This window comes from Amycolatopsis sp. cmx-11-12, assembly GCF_046269425.1.
Classification (GTDB): Bacteria; Actinomycetota; Actinomycetes; order Mycobacteriales; family Pseudonocardiaceae; genus Amycolatopsis.
The window spans coordinates 21,019-38,347 of sequence record NZ_JADNQM010000047.1 but is presented as its reverse complement, the minus strand read 5'-3'; the positions used below and the strand labels follow the sequence as shown (position 1 = coordinate 38,347).

Genomic DNA, 17,329 nt, shown 5'->3' with positions numbered 1-17,329 from the left:
ACGACGAGCATGCCACTGCGACGACACGGCCCCGCCGGATCACCGCCGCTGCGAGAAATTTCGCGAACGGCGAGGCAACGCGACCCGCTATATATCGTCTTCTGATATATGTGGACCCATGGCGGAGCGAAGCATGTCCGAGCAGACGTTCCTGGTGCTGATCGCGCTGGCGGACGAGCCGCGGCATGGCTATGGAGTGGTCCAGCGGGTGCAGGAGCTGTCCGAGGGACGGGTGCGCCTGCGGGTCGGGACCCTCTACGGCGTCCTGGACCGGCTGGTCGCCGACGGCTGGGCCGAGCACGACCGGGAGGAGATCCACCAGGGCAGGCTCCGGCGCTACTACCGGCTGACCGGGGCGGGCAGCACGGCACTGGTCGATCAGACCCGGCGGCTGGCCGCGAACGTCGATACCGCCAGCGCGGTGCTGCGGGCCCGCGGCCAATGGCCCCAGGCGGCGGAGATGTGGGCATGATCGGCGCCGAGACCCAGTACCGCGCCTTGGTGCGGGTGCTCCCGGTCTGGTATCGCGCCGAACGCGGCGACGAGATGGTCGGCACCCTGCTCGACCTGCACGGAGAACGGGCGCGCGCGGCACTGTGGACCGAACTGTGGGCCTTGCTGGCACTGGGTGTGCGCACCCGGCTCGCGGGCCGGGCGGCACCCGCCCACACGGTCGCACTGGGTGACCTGATGCGGGTGGGCGTACTCCTCGGCCTGCTCTGGGGCGTGCTCAAGGCCGGAAGCCGCGTCGGCGGCAAACTCTGGGTCATGATCGCGACTCCTGGCGAGGACATGCCTCCGCTCGCGCACGCCGCACTGAGGTCGGACCTGATCAGGGACCTCATCCTGCTGGCGGCCGCCCTGGTCCCGCTCGCACTGCTGGTGGACGGGTGGCGCCGCGCGGCGCGGATCGCCGCCGGGGCGATTCTGGCCGCCGGGGCGCTCTGGGGCCTGACCAGATACTCGCTCGGTCTCGCCCCGGATCTGGTCGTGAACTACGCCCCGCAGTGGCTTCCGCTGGTGCTGTTGCTGCTGGCCTTCCATGCCGACGCCCCGCTGCCGCCCTCGCGCCCGTGGTGGTGGGCCATCGGCGGAAGCCTGGTCGCCGCCGTGACATCCGGGTACCTCTTCGCGAGCGACCTCAGCGGGCTCGCCGGGCTGTCCCCGCTCGTCTGGCTCTGCACGATCGCCGGTGCCGGATACCTGCTTTTGCGGCGCCGCATCGAACAACGCGCGGCGCCGTGGACACTGGCGCTGGCCCTGTGCATCGCGCTGGCGGTGGCGCAGACCCTGGTGCTGAAGCGCTGGTTCGTCACTTTCGACGTGCTTGTGTTCGTCCAAATCAGCCTGGCCGGGCTGGTTGTGGTGGCCCTGACCGTCCTCGGAATCCGTGACTACCGCCGCACCGTCGTGAATCGCTGAATCTTCTCGATATCTTTTCTTTCCAGACAAGGACTTCTTCCTTATGGATACCATTCCTGTCGCGCCCTCGCGCGCCCTTTTGCGGTCGCTCGACGTGCCACGTTCGCGAGCGAGAATCCGCTGGAACGGCCTGCTCGCGCCGTCCGCCGCGGTGCTCATCGCGGTCCTGGGCTACCTGACCCGCTGGATCTGCGACGACGCGCTGATCTTCACCCGGATCGTCGAGCAGATCCTGTCCGGGAACGGCCCGGTCTATTCCCTGGGCGAACGCGCGGAAACCGCCACGAGCACGCTCTGGCAATGGCTGCTCGCCCTCGTCGGATTCGTTTCCGGGAACACCGACACCTCGGCGATCTCCTGGATGCTCGGGCTGGCGCTGACCGCGGGCGGATTCGCCATCGCGGTGGCCGCGACCCGGCGCCTGCACGACCGGCCCGGAACCTGGTTGCTGCCCGTCGGCGTCCTCGTTCTGCTCGCGCTGCACCCGGTCTGGCAGTACGCGACGTCGGGTCTGGAGACCGGGCTCAACACGTTCTGGATGGCCGCGTGCTGGTGGCTTCTGGTGCGGCTGCGGGGAAACACGTCGGGCAAGGCGATCGCCGGCGCGGCACTCGTCATCGGGCTCGGCCCGCTCGTCCGGCCGGAACAGGCGCTGGTCTCCGCGGTGTTCCTGGTCGCGCTGTGGCTGCTGGCGCGGCCGGGCCCACGGGTGACGCTCGTGGCGGCCGGGGCGGCGGCCGCGCTGCCGCTGGGTTACGAGATCTTCCGCATGGGCTACTACGGCATCCTCGTCCCGATGCCCGCTATCACGAAGAACGCCGACGCGTCGAGGTGGGCCCGCGGATTCACCTACCTGACCGACTTCGCGGACCCGTACCTGCTGTGGATCCCGTTGGTGCCGGTCACGATCATGATCGCGTGGCTCGTGCGGCGGGCACGCGCGGACCGGACCGGCCTGCTGCTGACGCTGACCCCGGTGGTGGCGGGCTTGCTGCTCCTGGTGTACGTGCTGAAGGTCGGCGGCGACTACATGCACGCGCGCATGCTGCTGCCGTCGCTGTTCCTCGTGCTGCTGCCGATCTTGGTGCTCCCGCGATCGCGGACCACGGGGATGCTCGCACTGGTCGTCGTGGTGTGGGCGCCGCTGTGCGCCGGGCTGGCCCGGTACCGGGAGACGCCCGCCGCGGTGCGCTCGATCGACGACGAACGCGCCTACTACCAAGCGTGGACCGGCCGCGAGCACCCGACGGATTCCTCGGACTTCACGCCGACACAGCGGAACCTCCAGGACGCGGTGGCCGACGCGGTGAACTCCGGCAGCCGGGTGCTGATCTACCAGGGAGCCCACGGCGAGATCATCACCGCCCCGTTGCGCGCGGACCTCCCGGGGAAGGCGGCGGTGCTCGGCGTGTACCTCGGCACGGTCGGCATGCTGGCACCCGTCGACGTCGGGATCGTCGACTTCTGGGGGCTGAGCAACCCGATCGGCGCCCGGCTCGCCTTCCCGGAGGGCAAACCCGGCCATTCGAAACCGTTGAGCAACGCTTGGCTCGTCGCCGACTACGCGGCCCCGGAGGCGCCGGTCTCGCCCGCGGGCAACTTCGCCTTCCGCGACCAGATCACCCCCGCGCAGGTGGGCGCCGCCCGGCGCGCACTCAACTGCGGCGACCTCGCGGAAATCCAACGTTCGACCCGAGAACCACTGACGTTCAAACGCTTCTGGGACAACCTGACCGGCGCGTGGCATCGGACCCAGGTCACCATTCCCCCGGATCCCTTCGAAGCCGAGCGAAAATTCTGTGGACGACCGTGAACCAGAGAACAGCTGTCCGGACAACCGGGGGAAGCTCACGAGGCGATGGCCGCCGAGCGTGAGCTGTGGATGATCAGTTGTTCGTGCAGCCGGGTGATCTGCAGCGGCCGCCAAACGGCGCGTGTGGTGGCGACCAGCCGGAAGTCGGTGTGCGGGGCGGCTTGCCGGTGGGCGGTGAGGAGGACCTCCAGCCCGGCGGAGTTCAGGAACTGGACGAGACTCAAGTCCACGATCAACCGTCGCGGCCGATGGCTCAACGCCGCCTCGATCGCCTGGCGTGCCGTGGGCGCGGTGTGCAGGTCCAGGTCGCCGTCCACGACGAGCACCAGTGTCCGGCCGAGTTGTTCCACCGTCACGGCCAAGGGGGCGGAACAGCGCGCCGGAGGCTCGTGTCCCTCGCTGACGAGGCCTGTCGTGGTTTGCGGGGCCGCGCCGAGCGTCGTGGGATCCTGTCGCGGGCGACGCGGCAGGCGAAGATCGAGCGTTATGAGTTTCACGATCCGGCTCCAGACTGGCCGGCCACCGCTGAATCTCGCCGCACGGGAAGGACAAGCGCACGGGCCAAGGGACAGATGCGACCGGTTGACGGGCGATCGTCGTGAGGGCGGTGTCTGGGCACTCCGGCGCTGTCCTCGGCAGTCTACCGCGCCGGCGGAGGGAAAGAGCCGTTTCCGGACCCGGCTTCTCGGCCGGAGGTACCGGTCTCGCATCGGCGTGCCGGGCACCGGGATCAAGGTCTACGCTGAGGGGTGTCACCCGATCGGCCGCCCGGAACCGGCGGAACGGATCGTGGTGTATCGGGTTTCGCCCAGGACCTTGGCGTCGCAGGCTCGAACCACATGCTCTGCCAAGGAGTCGCCATGGGCATTCTCGCCTGGATCGTGCTCGGCCTCGTCGCCAAGTCGTTGTCGGGTGGCCGAGCGAAGCACGGTCTCGTCGTCACGATTCTCGTCGGGGTCGCCGGGGCCGTCCTCAAGTCCAAGCCTCGCTGGCGGGTGCGCCGATGACCGGCCCAGTGGAGCAGACGGCGGACGGTGTCGGTCTCCTGCACCCTCACCAGAGTCCTTTGTGGACTGTTCGCGTCGGTGCTCGTGGCATGGAGCGCCGGTTCGCCCTGGCCCGGCCAGGGGAGTCTTACTGACCCGGCGTTCCGGGGTGCTGGGGACTATCGTCGAAGCAGTACGCGTGAGGCGGCGAGCCGTCCGCGGCATACGAGAGGCCTGCTCATGGCCGATCCCCGGCACGAGCCGAACGTTCCCGACGACGCCCGGTCCGCGGTGCCGCGCCTGGTGCGGGTGACCGCGGAGCTGGGGTGGCGGCTGCTCGTCATCGGCGCGACCCTGTATGTGCTCGGTCTGGTCGTCGGCTACCTGGCCGCGGTGGTCGTGCCGGTGGCGATCGCGCTGCTGCTGGCCGCGATGCTCGCTCCCGCGGTGACCTTCCTCGCCCGTCACCGGATGCCCCGCGGCCTCGCCGTCGCGGTGGTCCTGGTCGGCGGGCTCGCGGTGCTGGGCGGCCTGCTGACCTTCGTGGTGCTCACCTTCGTCAACGGGCTACCCGCCCTGCGGGTCCAGCTCACGAGGAGCGTCGACGCCGTCGCGAACTGGCTCACCACCGGACCGCTCCATCTCAGCGCCGCGCAACTCCGGGAGTCGGCCAACGACCTGGTGGCGACGTTGACCAATTCCCGGACCGGATTGGCCTCCGGCGCGCTGAGCACGGCGGCGACCGTCGGCGGAGTGCTGGCGCAGGCGCTGCTCGTGTTGTTCGTCTTGATCTTCCTGCTCGCTGACGGGCCCGGGATCTGGGCGTTCCTGCTGCGCGCGGTGCCCACCCGGACGCGGACCCGGGCCGACGTCGCCGGGAGGCGGAGCCTGGCCGCGCTCGTCAACTACGTGCGCGCGACGATCGCCGTGGCCACAGTGGACGCTGTCGGCATCGGTATCGGCATGGCCGTATTGGGTGTTCCACTGGCCGTCCCCCTGTCGGCGCTGGTGTTCCTCGGCGCGTTCGTGCCGATCATCGGCTCGGTGGTGGCGGGCACGGTCGCGGTCCTGATCGCGCTGGTCGCCAACGGGCTCGTCCCGGCACTGATCCTGCTCGGTGTCGTCCTCGTCGTCCAGCAACTGGAAAGCCATCTGCTGCAACCGTTCCTGCTCGGCCGGGCGGTGAAGCTCCATCCGCTCGCGGTGGTGCTCGCCATCGCGACCGGGCTCCTCGTCGGCGGCATCGCCGGGGCGTTGCTGGCCGTCCCCCTGCTGGCGGTGCTCAACTCCGGCATCCGGTCCTTGCGCAGCGAGGCCGACGAACACGTCGCCCCGGCCGACGTCCACACGAGCAGACCCGCGGAGTCCGGCCCTCCCGAACCCGGCCTCGACCGGGAACCCGAACTACGGCAAGGAGATGCTCCATGACGGAACTCATCGGTGAGGAGCTGGATTCGCTGCGCCGGCGGGTGGTGGCGGATCTCGGCGCGGACGACGCCGACTGCAGCCGCCGGGTCGGCTCGGTCGTCCGCAAGATCTTCAGCCTCGCGTTGCCATGACCGAACGGCTGCTCGCACTTCTCGGTGATGCCGACGGTGGCCTCGACCTGGTCCGGCGCATCTGCGAACTGTGCGTCACCGAACTGGCCGTCTCCGGGGCAGGAATGAGCGTGATGGCCGGGGCCTTGGCCGATGGCACCCAGATCCTGGTGCACTCCACCGGAGAGGCGGGGAAGCAGCTGGAAGATCTGCAGCTGACGGTGGGGGAGGGACCGAGTGTGGACGCGTTCGTTTCGGGCGGGGCGGTGCTGGCACCGGATCTCGACGCCGAGCACGAACGGTGGCCCGCCTACGCTCCGGGTGCCGCGGGACTCGGTGTGGCGGCGGTGTTCTCGTTCCCGTTACAGGTCGGCGCCGCGCGCCTGGGTGTGCTGGACCTGTACCGCACCACACCGGGCCCGCTCAGCGGGCCACAGCTTTCCGGTGCCTTGGTGCTGGCGGAGGCGGGCATGGTGGCCTTGCTGGACGATGCCGAGGCGGCACAGGGTGAGAGGCTGCTGGGACAAGGCGAGCTGCACAGCGCGGTGCATCAGGCCACCGGCATCGTGACCGTTCAACTCGATGTGAGTCTTCAAGAAGCCCTCATCAGGATCCGCGCATACGCCTATGCCCATCACCTGTCACTGAACGAGGTGGGCAGGCGGATCGTAGGGTACGAACTGGTTCTCGAGACGGGAGAATGAAATCATGACAGGAAAACCGCAAGAACTCGCGCATGGTGACACCTCGGAGGCCGTGGCACGGGAAAGGCTGCTCGCGCGCACCTTCGTCGAACTCGCGGACACCCTCGTGGACGACTTCGACGTCGCGGACTTCCTGCGCACGCTCGTCGAACAGTGCGTCCGGCTGATGGAGGCCTCCGCCGCCGGGGTCGTACTGGCCGATGCCCAGGGCAAGCTCCGGATGGCCGCTGCCTCCTCCGAACGGGCCGGGCTGCTGGAAACCTTGGCGGTACAGGCCGAAGACGGGCCGTGCATCGACTGCCTCCGCGATGGCCGCCCGATGCGCAGCGCCGACCTCCGTGATGACGCCGCCCGGTGGCCCCAGTTCACGGCCGCGGCGGCCGCGGCCGGATTCCGCGCCGCGGAAGCCGTCCCGATGCGGTTGCGCCGGATGGTCATCGGCAGTCTCACCCTGCTCCACACCGAACCCGTACGGGAAGACGCCGATCGCACCGCGCTCAGCCAGGCCCTCGCCGACGTCGCCACCATCGGACTCCTGCAACAACGCGCCATCATCCGTGGTGAGGTCCTCACCGAGCAACTGCAGACCGCACTGAACAGCCGGGTGATCATCGAACAGGCGAAAGGCGTCCTGTCCGCACGCAGCCATGATCCGGACATGGAAAACGCCTTCATCGCCCTGCGCGGCTACGCTCGCGGCCACAACCTGCGCTTGGCGGAGCTGTCCCGCGAGGTCGCCGACGGCACCGCGGACATCGACGCCATCCTCGCCCACGCCTCGCGGTCACACCCCTGACGTGGGCGGCACCGCGGTGTGCCGCAGCGCGCGGTTGTGCCGCGGTTCGGTGCGGGTCTTCGCGTGGTCCACCTGGCGGATCATGTCGGTGCGGACCTCGTTGAGCGCGACCGGCAGGTCCGGTGCCGAAGAACCGGCCACCAGATGCGGGCCGGGAAAGCGATGCAGACGGCATTCGAGAGTGAGCGCTGAAGGAACGCAGCCTGGAACCGAGCGCGGCCAGTCGTTCGGCGATCCCATCGCGTTCGGCGGCGGAGAACCCGGTGCCGAGACGGAGCCGTTCGGCGATCAGACCCAGGTCTTTCCGATCGGCGGTCATGTCGTCTTCTTCCCATGGTCCCCAATGGACAGTCCTTAATGGACCATTCCTCGCTCGTTCTCGCGCAAGCGGCGGGCGGGGCCCACTGTACGCCGATTTCCGCACCGGAATCGGGTGCAGGTGAATTATTGCCGCGTTACCACGCGGTTTTCTCTGTACAATAAAGAGTACTGAGAGTATTTCGCGCGTCGGAGAGCGGTTGCGCCGACGACGCCTGGTGGCCCCGATCCCGCCCTCGCCCGTGGGGAATCCGTGATTTCCGGCTGTCACCGCCCGGCAGGCCCCTCGTTGAACGAAGCCTTCGGACAGCGAGGCTGAAGCAAGAACTCGGCTAGACAGAGCATTGAGGAGCGAAAATGCCGGTTGGCACGGAGAGGTCCATCGTCACTGGGATCGACGGGTCACGGTCCGCCAGGACCGCCGCGATATGGGCGGCGGACGAGGCCGCGAAACGCGGGCTGCCCTTGCGGCTCGTCCACGTGTTCACGATCCCGGTTGTGAAGATGCCGGGGGTGATCCCTTCGTTCGAAGGGGTTCGTGAGGGTTTCGAGGGCCGTGGTCGAGCGTGGATTTCCGAGGTGAAGGAAGCGGTACTGGCCAGGCATGCGGATCTCGTCATCGAGACCGCGGTCCGCGAGTGGAACCCGGCGGCCGCCCTGATCCAGGAGTCGGCGAGGGCGACGGCGGTCGTGCTCGGGTCGCGAGGACTCGGCGGTTTCACCGGGATGCTGGTGGGCTCCACCGCGGTCGCACTCGCCCACCACGGACATTGCCCGATCGTCGTGGCCAGAGGTCGGCAACCGGACGGTGCCGCACCGGAAGCGGGGCCGGTCGTCGTGGGCACGGACGGTTCAGTGGTCAGCGAGGCGGCCCTAGGGTTCGCGTTCGACGAAGCGAGATTGTGGAACGCCGACCTGACCGTCGTCCGGACCTGGTCGGAACTGGTCGACCACGGCGCGATCCGGCCTCATTTCCTCTCCGTCGATCCGGCCGAGATCGAGGCCGCCGACAGGAAGTCGACCGAGGAGCAGGTGGCTCCTTGGCGGGAGAAGTACCCGGACGTTCGGGTCGAGATCGTCGTCCGCAAGGGAAGGCCTGTCCGCACTTTGCTCGAATGCGGTGCGGGGGCGCGACTTCTCGTCGTCGGCAGCCGGGGGCGCGGTGGATTCGAGGGCATGCTCCTCGGGTCGACCAGCCAGGCGCTGATCGCCCACGCCGTGTGTCCCGTCGCCGTCATCCGGGGAGAGCACCTCAACGCGGAACTGTGAACCGGCAAGCCGCCGGAATCCTGACCGGACACGGCTTCACCGCGTTGCCGCCTCGCGGTTGCTGCATCGGTGGGAGACCTGGCCACGTACGGGTGACCGGCCATCGTTTCCCTTGCCAGGCCTGGTGAAAGGGCGAAAGGTCGGTCATGTCGAGGGTGTTGGTGGATCCGGTGCCCTCAGGTACGCGGCACCGGGCAGTGACCCCAGACCCCCGGTCATCACACCACCTCGCAGGTCCGTGGCAGCAGTCCCGGACCCCTTTCACAGGTGGAAGGTTGATCATGAGATCGACAGCACGTATCAGTACGGCGGGGCGGGTCGGCCGGGTCCTGATCGGTGTGGGCACCGCGGCGGGGTTCGCTCTCGCGGTTCCCTCGCAGGCGTGGGCGCTCCCGCCGGGGTGCAGCCAAAGCGGCGCCAACTTCACTTGCACCGCCGGGATCCCCGCCGGTCAGGTGCTGAACGGCACTTCGGGGAACAACATCATCACCATCACCGGCGGTGCCGTGAACGGCACGGTGAACGGTCTTGCCGGTAACGACACGATCAGGGTCACCGGCGTCGCCGGTGTCGCGGGTACCAACGGCCCTCCGGGAGCCAACGGCAACGCGGGTACTCCTGCGGGCAACGCGGGAGGCAACGGCGGAGCGGGGAACGTCGGCGGTGCCGGCGTGGGGTCGACCGGCGTCATCGACGGCGGCGCCGGCACCGACAGCATCACCGTCACCGGTGGTGCCGGAGGTAACGGAGGAAGTGGCGGCCAGGGCGGGACGGGATTCGCCAGCGGCGCGGGCGGTGCCGGTGGTAACGGCGGCGTCGGCGGGATCGGTGGTGCCGGCAACGCCGGGAGCGTCACCGGTGGCGCGGGCAGCGACACAGCGACCTTCACCGCGGGCAGGGGCGGAAACGGCGGTCTCGGCGGTCTGGGTGGCAACAGCGGCCTCGTGGCCGGTGGCGCGGGTGCCGGAGGTATCGGTGGCGCGGGTGCGGCCGGTGGCGTCGGGAACTCCGGAACGTTCACCGGCGACCTCGGCGATCCCGGTCTCGACACTGTCACCGCCAACGGTGGTGCCGGTGGTACCGGAGCGGCCGGTGGCGTCGGCGGTTGCGGTCACGGCGGCGGCGCTGGTGGCGTCGGCGGTGCCGGTGGCGCGGGTGGTGTCGGGAATTCCGGGACCATCAGCGGCGGTGCCGGTGTCGACACGCTGAAGGCCAATGGCGGTCTCGGCGGTAACGGTGGTGTCGGTGGCAAGGGCGGCAATGGTTTCGCAGCCGTCCAGCCTGGCGGTGCCGGTGGTGTCGGCGGCGCGGGTGGTGCCGGCGGGATCGGGAACTCCGGAACTCTCACCGGCGGAACCGGTGTCGACAACATCACCGCGACCGGCGGCAAGGGTGGCAACGGTGCCGGCGGCGGTAACGGCGGCACGGGCTGCAGTGGCCCCGGCGGTCCTGGTGGCATCGGCGGTGCCGCGGGTGCCGGCGGTCTCGGGAACTCAGGAACCATCAACGACGGGGCGGACACCATCGCCACGCCGTCCGGCGCCAGCGGCCTCGCGGGCGGCAACGGCATCGCCGGAGTGAACAACGGCGGCATCTGCACCTGCTGACCAGCGGTACCGACGTGTGGCGGCGCCATCTCCGGGTAGGACCAGGAGGTGGTGCCGTCACAGATCCCGCTGGTGCGCGTCGATCTCGGAGGTGGCTTTCCGGTCAGCGAGGGACAACTCGGCGATCGTCCGGTTGAGATAGGCGGCCGGATCGCGTAGATCGACCTCGGTCGAGATCGTGGTCAGCAGTTGCTCGACCACCCGCTGCTCCAGGACCCGAGGATCGGTTCGGACTCGATGAGGCGGTGAGCACAAGGACTCCCCGGCTCGGCGCATCGAGCAGGTCCCCACCGATCGCCACGGGCACCTGTTCCGAACAAAACGTTTGCCGCCATTCCTTTGCCGCCAATAGGCTGACTTCGGGAATACGCGAAATTCTGGGGAGACCACGTGATTCTTGTGACTGGTGCGACCGGAACCGTCGGACGTCACGTGGTTCGACAGCTTGTCCAGGCAGGCCGGCGAGTACGTGCACTGACCAGGAATCCAGCGGCGGCGAACCTGCCAGCCGGGGTGGAGGTGCTGGCGGGCGACCTCGCCGTACCGGAGACCGTCGCTCCGGCGTTGGCCGGCGTAACCGCCGTGCATCTCATCTCGTTCGCGGGTGAGGGTTACGCGCCGCTGGAAACGGCGCCGGAAATCGTTGATCTGGCCGTGAAAGCCGGTGTGCGCAAAGTGACCGTGCTGACCGGGTATCAAGAAGGCCCGGTGGAGCGGGCCGTGGAAGCCGGTGGTTTCGAGTGGACTCATGTGCAGCCGGTGGAGTTCATGGCGAACGCACTCGGCTGGGCGGAGTCCATCCGCACCGAGAGGGTGGTTCGGGAGGGCTTCCCGAACCAGCCGAGCGCCAAGGTCCATGAAGCCGACATCGCCGCCGTGGTGGTGGCCGCGCTGCTCCAGGACGGACATGCGGGTAGAAGCTATCCCGTGACAGGCCCCGAGGCACTGACCGTGACCGACACGGTCCGCACGATCGGTGCGGCGATCGGCCGGGATCTCCGGTTGATCGAGCTCACCGAAGACCAAGTGCGCGATCAGCTCCGTGCGGCGGGGCAGCCGGACGAGGTCATCGAACCCCTCATCGGATTCGGCACGAACCCGCCTCCCGAGGTGTACACGGTCCTGCCGACCGTCGAGGAGGTCACCGGGCGTCCGGCACGCACCTTCACTCAATGGGCCACCGAACATGCCGGGGCCTTCCGCTGACCCGGAAACCGAACCCGCACTCACCGGCTCGCACCGTTTCGGTGCGTGCGCGTTCGGCCACCTGATCGTGTCAGGGGCGTACCTGGATGGTCCTGCCATCGATCGGGGAGTTTGAGCAAGGGTCGAGGTATGCGCATTCGATCTTCGCGGGGCGTTGTCGCCCTTGCTGTCGCCGGATTGTTGGCAGGTAGTGGTGTCGCCGCCGCCGAGGTGCCCGCTTCGGCGGCAACGGTCGCCGCCCAAGCGTGGTCCCAGGTGCGTTTTCTGGGTGAGCGCACCATTCCGCAGTATTCGGAGTTCCAGGGCACCACGGTCGGCGGGTTGTCCGGGATCGACCGCGACAAACGAACCGGCCAGTGGGTGATGATCAGCGACGACCGTTCGGATCGTCAGGCCGCCCGGTTCTACACCGCCGAGATCGATGTCGACGGCGGAGGCGTGCACGACGTGCGTTTCACCGGCACGAAACCGTTCCTGCGTCCGGATGGGCAGGCGTATCCGCCGTCATCGGCCGGGGACGGCACGACGGTCGATCCAGAGGACATCCGGGTGGATCCGTGGACCGGGAAGTACTGGTGGAGCCAGGAAGGCAATCGGCCGCGCAGCACACCTACGCCGACGGATCCGGTGATCCAGCCGTCACTTCAACGAGCGGGCCGGGATGGCGCCTATGCGGGTGAGTTGTCGTTGCCGCGCAACTACAAGATCACCACCGGTGAGACGGGGCCGCGGCGCAATCTGGTGCTGGAGGCGATCACCTTCACCGCCGGTGGCGCGTTGCTGACCAGCGCGGTGGAGTCACCGCTGCTGCAGGACGGGCCGGTGCCCACACCGGAACGTGGCGGACTGTCCAGGGTCACGGTGCACACGCGCGCCGGTACGCCGCTGGCTCAGTACGCCTATCCCCAGGAGCCGTTGTTCGCGGTGCCGAACCCTTCCGGTTCGTTCGCCGACTCCGGGATCCCGGAGATTCTGGCGCACCCGACCGATCCGACCCGGTATCTGGTGATCGAACGTGGCTTTGTCACCGGACACGGTTACAACGTGAAGCTGTTCGAGATGAGCACGCGAGGTGCCACCGACGTCAAGAACGTCGACTCACTGGCAGGCACCACCGTCACGCCGGCAGGCAAGAAGTTGCTGCTGGACTTCCGCGACCTGCCATTGCCGCTGATCGACAACTACGAGGGAATGTCCTGGGGACCGACCCTGCCCACGGGTGAACGCACCCTTCTCGTGGTCAGCGACGACAACTTCTGGCCCGGTGAGAACACCCGTTTCGTCGCACTCGCCATCCGCTGACGCGTCGGAGGTGGAGGGCTCGGCCGCTGTCATCGCCGCTTCCTCGAACACACCGCGCGGCGCGGACACCGACGTCGAGGCAAAGATCGGCGGCCTGCTGCTTTGTTCTTTCGGCATCACGGTGCTGTTCTTCGGAATTGCTCTGTTGGGGGGTAAGGCAAATGTGGCGCGTTCGGGCGAGACGGTGACCTGGGTGACGCGGCACCGCACTCGCGTGCTCAGAGACGGATCTCGTGTGATCGGACGCCGTACACCCGAGTGCGGCATCCAGGCACGCGAGTCACGTGAAAGCGATCCGCTCGGTGCCCATGGAGGCAATCTAGCCGGACGACCGCGCCGGCGAGTCCCGCACGCGCAGGATCAGGCGACTACCACGGACGCGGTAGTCCCTGGATTTCCGCGGCGACGGCGGTAGTACGGACTGTCCGCGTCCGCACGACGACCGCGGTGGGACGGGCGGACATGCTGAGGCGACATCCCAGTAGTGGAAAAGGAGTACCTCATGTTCGTCACTCATCTGCTCGCCCAGCCTGCAGCCGTCGACGCCTACGCATTCACCACCGGGCGGCTCGCGGGCAGCGTGGCCGGGTTGGCCGGGTTGGCGGGCGTGGTCATCGGCGGGTGGGCACTGGCCCGCGCCGCCGGTCGACGCGGCGGCAGGCGCGGCGCCATCGTGGCCCTGGTCGCCGGGCCGGTCGGCCTGGTCCTCGGAGGGGTGGTTGGTGGCCACCGCCGACGGTGGCCCGGGCACCGGCGGCGGAATCGTCGGTGGCTTCGCGGCGTTGGCGTTCGGGCTGGTCGCCACAGTTCTCGGCTGGCAGGCGCGGGCGCGCTCCCGACGCGCCGCCTGATCCCGGCTCAGCCCTGTTTCCCGCGCGCCCAGCCGCACATCACGTGTCGCGAAAGCCACTTTCGCGACATCTGACGTCCCGAAAGTGGCTTTCGCGACGCATCAGGCCCGGCGCGCACGACGCTAGTCGTGTGCCGGATGGCGGCTGCGGAGTTCGTCCGTGGCTTTTCCTTCGGTCAGTTGGAGGAGGTAGGCGTCCACGGGCGCGTCGGCGCTGAGTTCCTCGAAGTGCCGGTGGACGATCGCCTGGACTTCGTCGTGCTCCGCGGGGAACCGTTCGGTCAGGGCGTCGACCAGCTTCTCGAGGTTTTCGTCGGTGGGCGGGATGTGCGGCAGGTCTTCGGTGATGGCAACTCCACGTGTTCGGGAGACGGCACGGAGACACGGTAACGGGCGACGGGCGCCGCCGTCTAGGTATATCAACCTGGATTGATGTATTGTCCGGGCCGTGTCCACCGTCGAGACGTCCGGGCCGCCGCCATTCGTGCGGCTGGCCAGTGATCCGCTGCGCTGGCGGCTGATGCGCGAGCTGGCGCACGGCGATCGCCGGGTACGAGAGCTGGTGGACGTCGTCGGGCAGCCGCAGAACCTGGTGTCCTACCACCTGCGGAAACTGCGGTCCGCGGAGCTGGTCACCGCGCGGCGGAGCAGCTTCGACGGACGCGACACCTATTACCACCTTGATCTGCGCCAGTGCGCGGATGCGCTCGCCTTCGCCGGAAACGCGCTTCATCCCGGTCTTGCGTCGACCATTGTGGACGGTCGACGATCCGTTTCTCCGGTCAAGGTGCTGTTCGTGTGTACCGGCAACAGTGGCCGGTCGCCGATGGCGGAGGCGTTGCTGCGGCACCGGGCCGGCCCGGCGGTCGAGGTGTTCAGCGCGGGCAGTCGGCCGAAACCGTTGCACCCCAACGCGGTGCGCGCCCTGGCCGAGCGCGGGATCACGCTCAGCCATGAACCGGTCCATGTGGATGGTCTTCGCCGGAGACGCTTCCATTGGGTGATCAGCCTGTGCGACCGGGTCCGCGAGGTCTGCCCCGAATTCCCTGGGCACCCACGGGTGATCCATTGGAGCCTGCCCGATCCGGCGCGGGAAGCCGACGACACGGGGGAGACCTACCCGGCGTTCCGGCGCCTCGCCGGCGAGCTGGACAGCCGGATCGAGTACCTGACCGCCAGTTTCGGCGTGCCGATCGATACGGGCAATTCTCAAGATGAGGTGACACGAGCATGACGACGGACTTGGTCGACGACGTCGAGGCGGCCGTCGAGTTCTGCAACCGGCATCTGGACTTCGCCGTGCGCGGCAACCTCCGGCTGCTCCTCAGCGGCCCCGCCGGGTGCCCGATGCCCGACGGCACGACACCCGCACCGGGCGGCTGGCACCGCATCCACCCGGTCGAACTGTTCCAGTCCGCCGCCCGATGACCCAGGAGTCCACACAGGACAGAACCGGTGCGCCGAGTCTGGGAACCGTGCTGCGGGAATGGGGCCGGATAGGCTGCATCGGTTTCGGCGGCCCGCCAACGCATATCGCTCTGCTGCGGGCGTTGTGTGTACAGCGCCGGCGATGGCTGTCGGACCAGGAGTTCGAGGACGCGATCACCGCGTGCAACCTGCTGCCGGGCCCGGCGTCGACCCAGCTGGCCGTCTTCACCGCGTGGCGGGTCCGCGGACGCGCGGGAGCACTCGTCGGCGGGGCGGCGTTCATCGTGCCCGGCTTGATCATGATCCTGGCACTGGCCGCCCTGTTCCTCACTGGATCCCCGCCCAACTGGGTGCGCGGAGCAGGAGCGGGAGCGGGTGCCGCCGTCGCGGCCGTCGCGGTGCACGCGGGGGCCGCGCTCGTGCTCCCAGGATGGCGACGCGTGGCAGGCCCCGGCCGGGTGCGCTGGATCCTTTACGTCATCGCGGGTATCGCCTCCGCCGCACTCCTCGGCCCGTGGCTGGTCCTGGTGCTCCTCGGCTGTGGACTGGTCGAACTGACCGCGCACCGCGCCCGCCGCGGCGATGCGGGCACGGCGTTGTTCGCCCTTCCCGCGCAGACCTTGCTCACCGCGACCGCGGGCGCCGGCGTGTTCGCGTCGATCGCCTGGGTGGCGCTCAAAGTCGGGATGCTGTCCTACGGCGGCGGTTTCGTGATCATCCCGCTCATGCAGGACGATGCGGTGAACACCTACCACTGGATGACCGCCGGACAATTCCTCAACGCCGTCGCACTCGGCCAAGTCACCCCGGGCCCGGTGGTGCAGACCGTCGCCGTCGTCGGCTACGCGGCAGCCGGGCTCGCCGGTGGAATCCTGGCTTCCGTGGTCGCCTTCGCGCCGTCGATCCTGTTCGTCCTGCTCGGCGCCAAGCACTTCGACCGGCTGCGCGGCAACACCGGCGTGCGCGCGTTCCTCGACGGCGCGGGCCCGGCCGCCATCGGCGCGATCCTCGGCTCGGCGATCCCGCTCGCACTGAGCCTGACCCAGCTATGGCAGTACGCGGTGCTCGCCGGAGCCTTGATCCTGCTTCTCGTACTGAGGCGCGGCGTCGTGACCACCCTTCTCGCCGCGGCGGGAGTCGGAACCGCGCTCGCCCTGATGGGTGTGTTCGTCCCGGGCTGATCGCGGAGCCCTGGCGCGATGCCCCAACGCAGGTCAGCAGGCCTTGACGATGGCCGATTGTGCCCTGCCGCCGAGGTCGAGGATCTTCACGTTCCGGTTACCGGCGGGCACACGAACCTGATAGGTGCCGAAGTCGACCGGGTAGCCGAAGTAGCTGCCCGCCGGAGCGGCCCCGGTGCCCGCGATCATCGAGCCGTTGGTGCGGTGGATCGTGGTGGAGACCGCTTTGCCGCAGTTGTTGGAGATGTAGATGTTGCCCTTGGTCGCGGCCGAGGCGGAACCCGCGCCGAGGACCGAGATGGCCAGACCTGCGGTGGCCAGAACGGTGAGAACGCGCCGGGTGGTCGTCATGATGCTCCTCAAGATGTCGTGGGGGTCGGCCACAAGATATCCGCAGGCGCGTCCGCGCACTGTCAGTCGAACACACCACACGGCTGGTCTGTCAGTGCGCTCGCGAGTGACTTTCTTCCAGTGAGAGGCCGCGCTGTCGCCCTTCGATGATCGCCCAGAATCGGGAGCATTTCAGGGGATCGCTGGCCGGGCATTTCCGGCCGTGGTCGAGTGCGGTGCGGGCTACTTCGATCCGGAGTTGCTGTTCGGTCAGTTCGGCCAGTTTGTGATCGATCATTTCCCGTCGGCCTTGGCGCTCGCCCGTGAGGAAGCGCCCGATCTCCGCCAGCGAGAATCCGATCTCGCGGAAGAAGAGGATCGCGCTGACGTCCCTGACCGCCGACTCGGCGTAGCGCCGTCGGCCCGCTTCCCGTGCCGTCGGCCGCACCAAGCCGAGTTCGTCGTAGTACCGCAGCGCGCTCGTCGGCACGCCGGTCCGTTCGGACAGTTCGCCAATGGACAACGACGCCGGGGTGCGCTCGGTAGCAGACATTGACTTCAAGCGTACTCGAAGTGCTT

Annotated in this window: 22 protein-coding genes and 1 pseudogene; 17 read left to right on the top strand and 6 right to left on the bottom strand. The window is 68.7% G+C overall.

From position 1 onward, the window contains the following. The first annotated feature begins 133 nt into the window (after positions 1 to 133). From ACLARN_RS39245 to ACLARN_RS39235, 3 genes are read left to right on the top strand one after another with little or no spacing between them, the layout of a single operon-like run. A complete protein-coding gene (locus tag ACLARN_RS39245; RefSeq protein WP_409496550.1) occupies positions 134 to 472 on the top strand; it encodes a PadR family transcriptional regulator in 339 nt (112 codons plus the stop codon). Beyond that, positions 469 to 1,422, top strand: coding sequence for a hypothetical protein (locus ACLARN_RS39240; RefSeq protein WP_409496549.1), 954 nt, complete (start codon positions 469 to 471; stop codon positions 1,420 to 1,422). The genes ACLARN_RS39245 and ACLARN_RS39240 overlap by 4 nt, the downstream gene beginning before the upstream one ends. A gap of 43 nt (positions 1,423 to 1,465) precedes the next feature. Continuing rightward, a complete protein-coding gene (locus ACLARN_RS39235) occupies positions 1,466 to 3,235 on the top strand; it encodes a hypothetical protein (protein WP_409496548.1) in 1,770 nt (589 codons plus the stop codon). A gap of 35 nt (positions 3,236 to 3,270) precedes the next feature. Here ACLARN_RS39235 and ACLARN_RS39230 read toward each other — a convergent pair whose 3' ends face one another. Further along, positions 3,271 to 3,732: an STAS domain-containing protein gene (locus ACLARN_RS39230; RefSeq protein WP_409496547.1), complete on the bottom strand. Its 462-nt coding sequence runs from the start codon at positions 3,730 to 3,732 to the stop codon at positions 3,271 to 3,273. A 363-nt stretch (positions 3,733 to 4,095) separates the two neighbouring features. Between ACLARN_RS39230 and ACLARN_RS39225 the strand changes: the two genes are divergently transcribed. The 5 genes from ACLARN_RS39225 to ACLARN_RS39205 all read left to right on the top strand — a co-directional run bounded on the left by ACLARN_RS39225 (position 4,096) and on the right by ACLARN_RS39205 (position 7,259). After that, on the top strand, positions 4,096 to 4,242 hold the full coding sequence (locus tag ACLARN_RS39225; RefSeq protein ID WP_409496546.1) for a GlsB/YeaQ/YmgE family stress response membrane protein: 147 nt from the start codon (positions 4,096 to 4,098) through the stop codon (positions 4,240 to 4,242). 219 nt (positions 4,243 to 4,461) lie between these two features. Then, complete coding sequence (locus ACLARN_RS39220) at positions 4,462 to 5,649, top strand: AI-2E family transporter (protein ID WP_409496545.1); 1,188 nt, start codon at positions 4,462 to 4,464, stop codon at positions 5,647 to 5,649. After that, positions 5,646 to 5,780, top strand: coding sequence for a hypothetical protein (locus ACLARN_RS39215; protein WP_409496544.1), 135 nt, complete (start codon positions 5,646 to 5,648; stop codon positions 5,778 to 5,780). The genes ACLARN_RS39220 and ACLARN_RS39215 overlap by 4 nt, the downstream gene beginning before the upstream one ends. Then, positions 5,777 to 6,463 (top strand): GAF and ANTAR domain-containing protein, encoded by a 687-nt coding sequence (locus ACLARN_RS39210; RefSeq protein ID WP_409496543.1) that lies wholly within the window; start codon positions 5,777 to 5,779, stop codon positions 6,461 to 6,463. The genes ACLARN_RS39215 and ACLARN_RS39210 overlap by 4 nt, the downstream gene beginning before the upstream one ends. 4 nt (positions 6,464 to 6,467) lie before the next feature. Then, complete coding sequence (locus ACLARN_RS39205) at positions 6,468 to 7,259, top strand: GAF and ANTAR domain-containing protein (protein ID WP_409496542.1); 792 nt, start codon at positions 6,468 to 6,470, stop codon at positions 7,257 to 7,259. Here ACLARN_RS39205 and ACLARN_RS39200 read toward each other — a convergent pair. Beyond that, positions 7,248 to 7,499, bottom strand: a complete 252-nt coding sequence (locus ACLARN_RS39200) for a hypothetical protein (RefSeq protein ID WP_409496541.1) — start codon at positions 7,497 to 7,499, stop codon at positions 7,248 to 7,250. The genes ACLARN_RS39205 and ACLARN_RS39200 overlap by 12 nt on opposite strands. 435 nt (positions 7,500 to 7,934) lie before the next feature. On the opposite strand from ACLARN_RS39200, the gene ACLARN_RS39195 reads away from it, so the two are divergent. Both ACLARN_RS39195 and ACLARN_RS39190 read left to right on the top strand, forming a co-directional pair. Beyond that, the gene (locus ACLARN_RS39195; protein ID WP_409496540.1) at positions 7,935 to 8,846 is read left to right on the top strand and encodes a universal stress protein; all 912 of its coding nucleotides are present in this window, start codon (positions 7,935 to 7,937) and stop codon (positions 8,844 to 8,846) included. A 281-nt stretch (positions 8,847 to 9,127) separates the two neighbouring features. Continuing rightward, positions 9,128 to 10,453 (top strand): hypothetical protein, encoded by a 1,326-nt coding sequence (locus ACLARN_RS39190; RefSeq protein ID WP_409496539.1) that lies wholly within the window; start codon positions 9,128 to 9,130, stop codon positions 10,451 to 10,453. Positions 10,454 to 10,510: 57 nt separating this feature from the next. Here the strand turns inward: ACLARN_RS39190 and ACLARN_RS39185 are convergent, their stop codons facing one another. After that, complete coding sequence (locus ACLARN_RS39185; RefSeq protein ID WP_409496538.1) at positions 10,511 to 10,654, bottom strand: hypothetical protein; 144 nt, start codon at positions 10,652 to 10,654, stop codon at positions 10,511 to 10,513. A gap of 189 nt (positions 10,655 to 10,843) precedes the next feature. Here ACLARN_RS39185 and ACLARN_RS39180 point away from each other — a divergent pair, with 189 nt between their 5' ends. The 4 genes and pseudogenes from ACLARN_RS39180 (at position 10,844) to ACLARN_RS39165 (ending at position 13,812) form a co-directional block, all read left to right on the top strand. Further along, a complete protein-coding gene (locus ACLARN_RS39180; protein ID WP_409496537.1) occupies positions 10,844 to 11,659 on the top strand; it encodes an SDR family oxidoreductase in 816 nt (271 codons plus the stop codon). Between the two features lie 129 nt (positions 11,660 to 11,788). Next, positions 11,789 to 12,961, top strand: a complete 1,173-nt coding sequence (locus ACLARN_RS39175; RefSeq protein WP_409496536.1) for an esterase-like activity of phytase family protein — start codon at positions 11,789 to 11,791, stop codon at positions 12,959 to 12,961. A gap of 502 nt (positions 12,962 to 13,463) precedes the next feature. Next, positions 13,464 to 13,625 (top strand): annotated as a pseudogene (locus ACLARN_RS39170) (hypothetical protein); the annotation flags it as partial. 58 nt (positions 13,626 to 13,683) lie between these two features. Beyond that, entirely contained in the window at positions 13,684 to 13,812 is a 129-nt protein-coding gene (locus ACLARN_RS39165; protein ID WP_409496581.1) for a DUF6223 family protein, read from the top strand. 122 nt (positions 13,813 to 13,934) lie between these two features. Here ACLARN_RS39165 and ACLARN_RS39160 read toward each other — a convergent pair whose 3' ends face one another. Beyond that, positions 13,935 to 14,234, bottom strand: coding sequence for a three-helix bundle dimerization domain-containing protein (locus tag ACLARN_RS39160; protein WP_409496535.1), 300 nt, complete (start codon positions 14,232 to 14,234; stop codon positions 13,935 to 13,937). Positions 14,235 to 14,259: 25 nt separating this feature from the next. Here ACLARN_RS39160 and ACLARN_RS39155 point away from each other — a divergent pair, with 25 nt between their 5' ends. The 3 genes from ACLARN_RS39155 to chrA are packed head-to-tail and all read left to right on the top strand — an operon-like array spanning position 14,260 to position 16,420. Beyond that, positions 14,260 to 15,045, top strand: coding sequence for an ArsR family transcriptional regulator (locus ACLARN_RS39155; RefSeq protein ID WP_409496534.1), 786 nt, complete (start codon positions 14,260 to 14,262; stop codon positions 15,043 to 15,045). Then, the gene (locus tag ACLARN_RS39150) at positions 15,042 to 15,239 is read left to right on the top strand and encodes a hypothetical protein (protein ID WP_409496533.1); all 198 of its coding nucleotides are present in this window, start codon (positions 15,042 to 15,044) and stop codon (positions 15,237 to 15,239) included. The genes ACLARN_RS39155 and ACLARN_RS39150 overlap by 4 nt, the downstream gene beginning before the upstream one ends. Next, positions 15,236 to 16,420 (top strand): chromate efflux transporter, encoded by a 1,185-nt coding sequence (chrA, locus tag ACLARN_RS39145; protein ID WP_409496532.1) that lies wholly within the window; start codon positions 15,236 to 15,238, stop codon positions 16,418 to 16,420. Before ACLARN_RS39150 ends, chrA begins: the two co-directional genes overlap by 4 nt. 33 nt (positions 16,421 to 16,453) lie before the next feature. Here chrA and ACLARN_RS39140 read toward each other — a convergent pair whose 3' ends face one another. Continuing rightward, the gene (locus ACLARN_RS39140; RefSeq protein ID WP_409496531.1) at positions 16,454 to 16,771 is read right to left on the bottom strand and encodes a hypothetical protein; all 318 of its coding nucleotides are present in this window, start codon (positions 16,769 to 16,771) and stop codon (positions 16,454 to 16,456) included. Positions 16,772 to 16,862: 91 nt separating this feature from the next. Continuing rightward, complete coding sequence (locus ACLARN_RS39135; protein ID WP_409496530.1) at positions 16,863 to 17,303, bottom strand: MerR family transcriptional regulator; 441 nt, start codon at positions 17,301 to 17,303, stop codon at positions 16,863 to 16,865. Between the last annotated feature and the right edge of the window lie 26 nt (positions 17,304 to 17,329).

Coding starts and splice junctions, on each gene's coding strand:
- ACLARN_RS39215 (WP_409496544.1), top strand. CDS start 5,646: ATGACGGAACTCATCGGTGAGGAGCTGGATTCGCTGCGCCGGCGGGTG.
- ACLARN_RS39235 (WP_409496548.1), top strand. CDS start 1,466: ATGGATACCATTCCTGTCGCGCCCTCGCGCGCCCTTTTGCGGTCGCTC.
- ACLARN_RS39200 (WP_409496541.1), bottom strand. CDS start 7,499: ATGGGATCGCCGAACGACTGGCCGCGCTCGGTTCCAGGCTGCGTTCCT.
- ACLARN_RS39225 (WP_409496546.1), top strand. CDS start 4,096: ATGGGCATTCTCGCCTGGATCGTGCTCGGCCTCGTCGCCAAGTCGTTG.
- ACLARN_RS39150 (WP_409496533.1), top strand. CDS start 15,042: ATGACGACGGACTTGGTCGACGACGTCGAGGCGGCCGTCGAGTTCTGC.
- ACLARN_RS39195 (WP_409496540.1), top strand. CDS start 7,935: ATGCCGGTTGGCACGGAGAGGTCCATCGTCACTGGGATCGACGGGTCA.
- ACLARN_RS39240 (WP_409496549.1), top strand. CDS start 469: ATGATCGGCGCCGAGACCCAGTACCGCGCCTTGGTGCGGGTGCTCCCG.
- ACLARN_RS39140 (WP_409496531.1), bottom strand. CDS start 16,771: ATGACGACCACCCGGCGCGTTCTCACCGTTCTGGCCACCGCAGGTCTG.
- ACLARN_RS39220 (WP_409496545.1), top strand. CDS start 4,462: ATGGCCGATCCCCGGCACGAGCCGAACGTTCCCGACGACGCCCGGTCC.
- ACLARN_RS39205 (WP_409496542.1), top strand. CDS start 6,468: ATGACAGGAAAACCGCAAGAACTCGCGCATGGTGACACCTCGGAGGCC.
- chrA (WP_409496532.1), top strand. CDS start 15,236: ATGACCCAGGAGTCCACACAGGACAGAACCGGTGCGCCGAGTCTGGGA.
- ACLARN_RS39245 (WP_409496550.1), top strand. CDS start 134: ATGTCCGAGCAGACGTTCCTGGTGCTGATCGCGCTGGCGGACGAGCCG.
- ACLARN_RS39190 (WP_409496539.1), top strand. CDS start 9,128: ATGAGATCGACAGCACGTATCAGTACGGCGGGGCGGGTCGGCCGGGTC.
- ACLARN_RS39175 (WP_409496536.1), top strand. CDS start 11,789: ATGCGCATTCGATCTTCGCGGGGCGTTGTCGCCCTTGCTGTCGCCGGA.
- ACLARN_RS39135 (WP_409496530.1), bottom strand. CDS start 17,303: ATGTCTGCTACCGAGCGCACCCCGGCGTCGTTGTCCATTGGCGAACTG.
- ACLARN_RS39210 (WP_409496543.1), top strand. CDS start 5,777: ATGACCGAACGGCTGCTCGCACTTCTCGGTGATGCCGACGGTGGCCTC.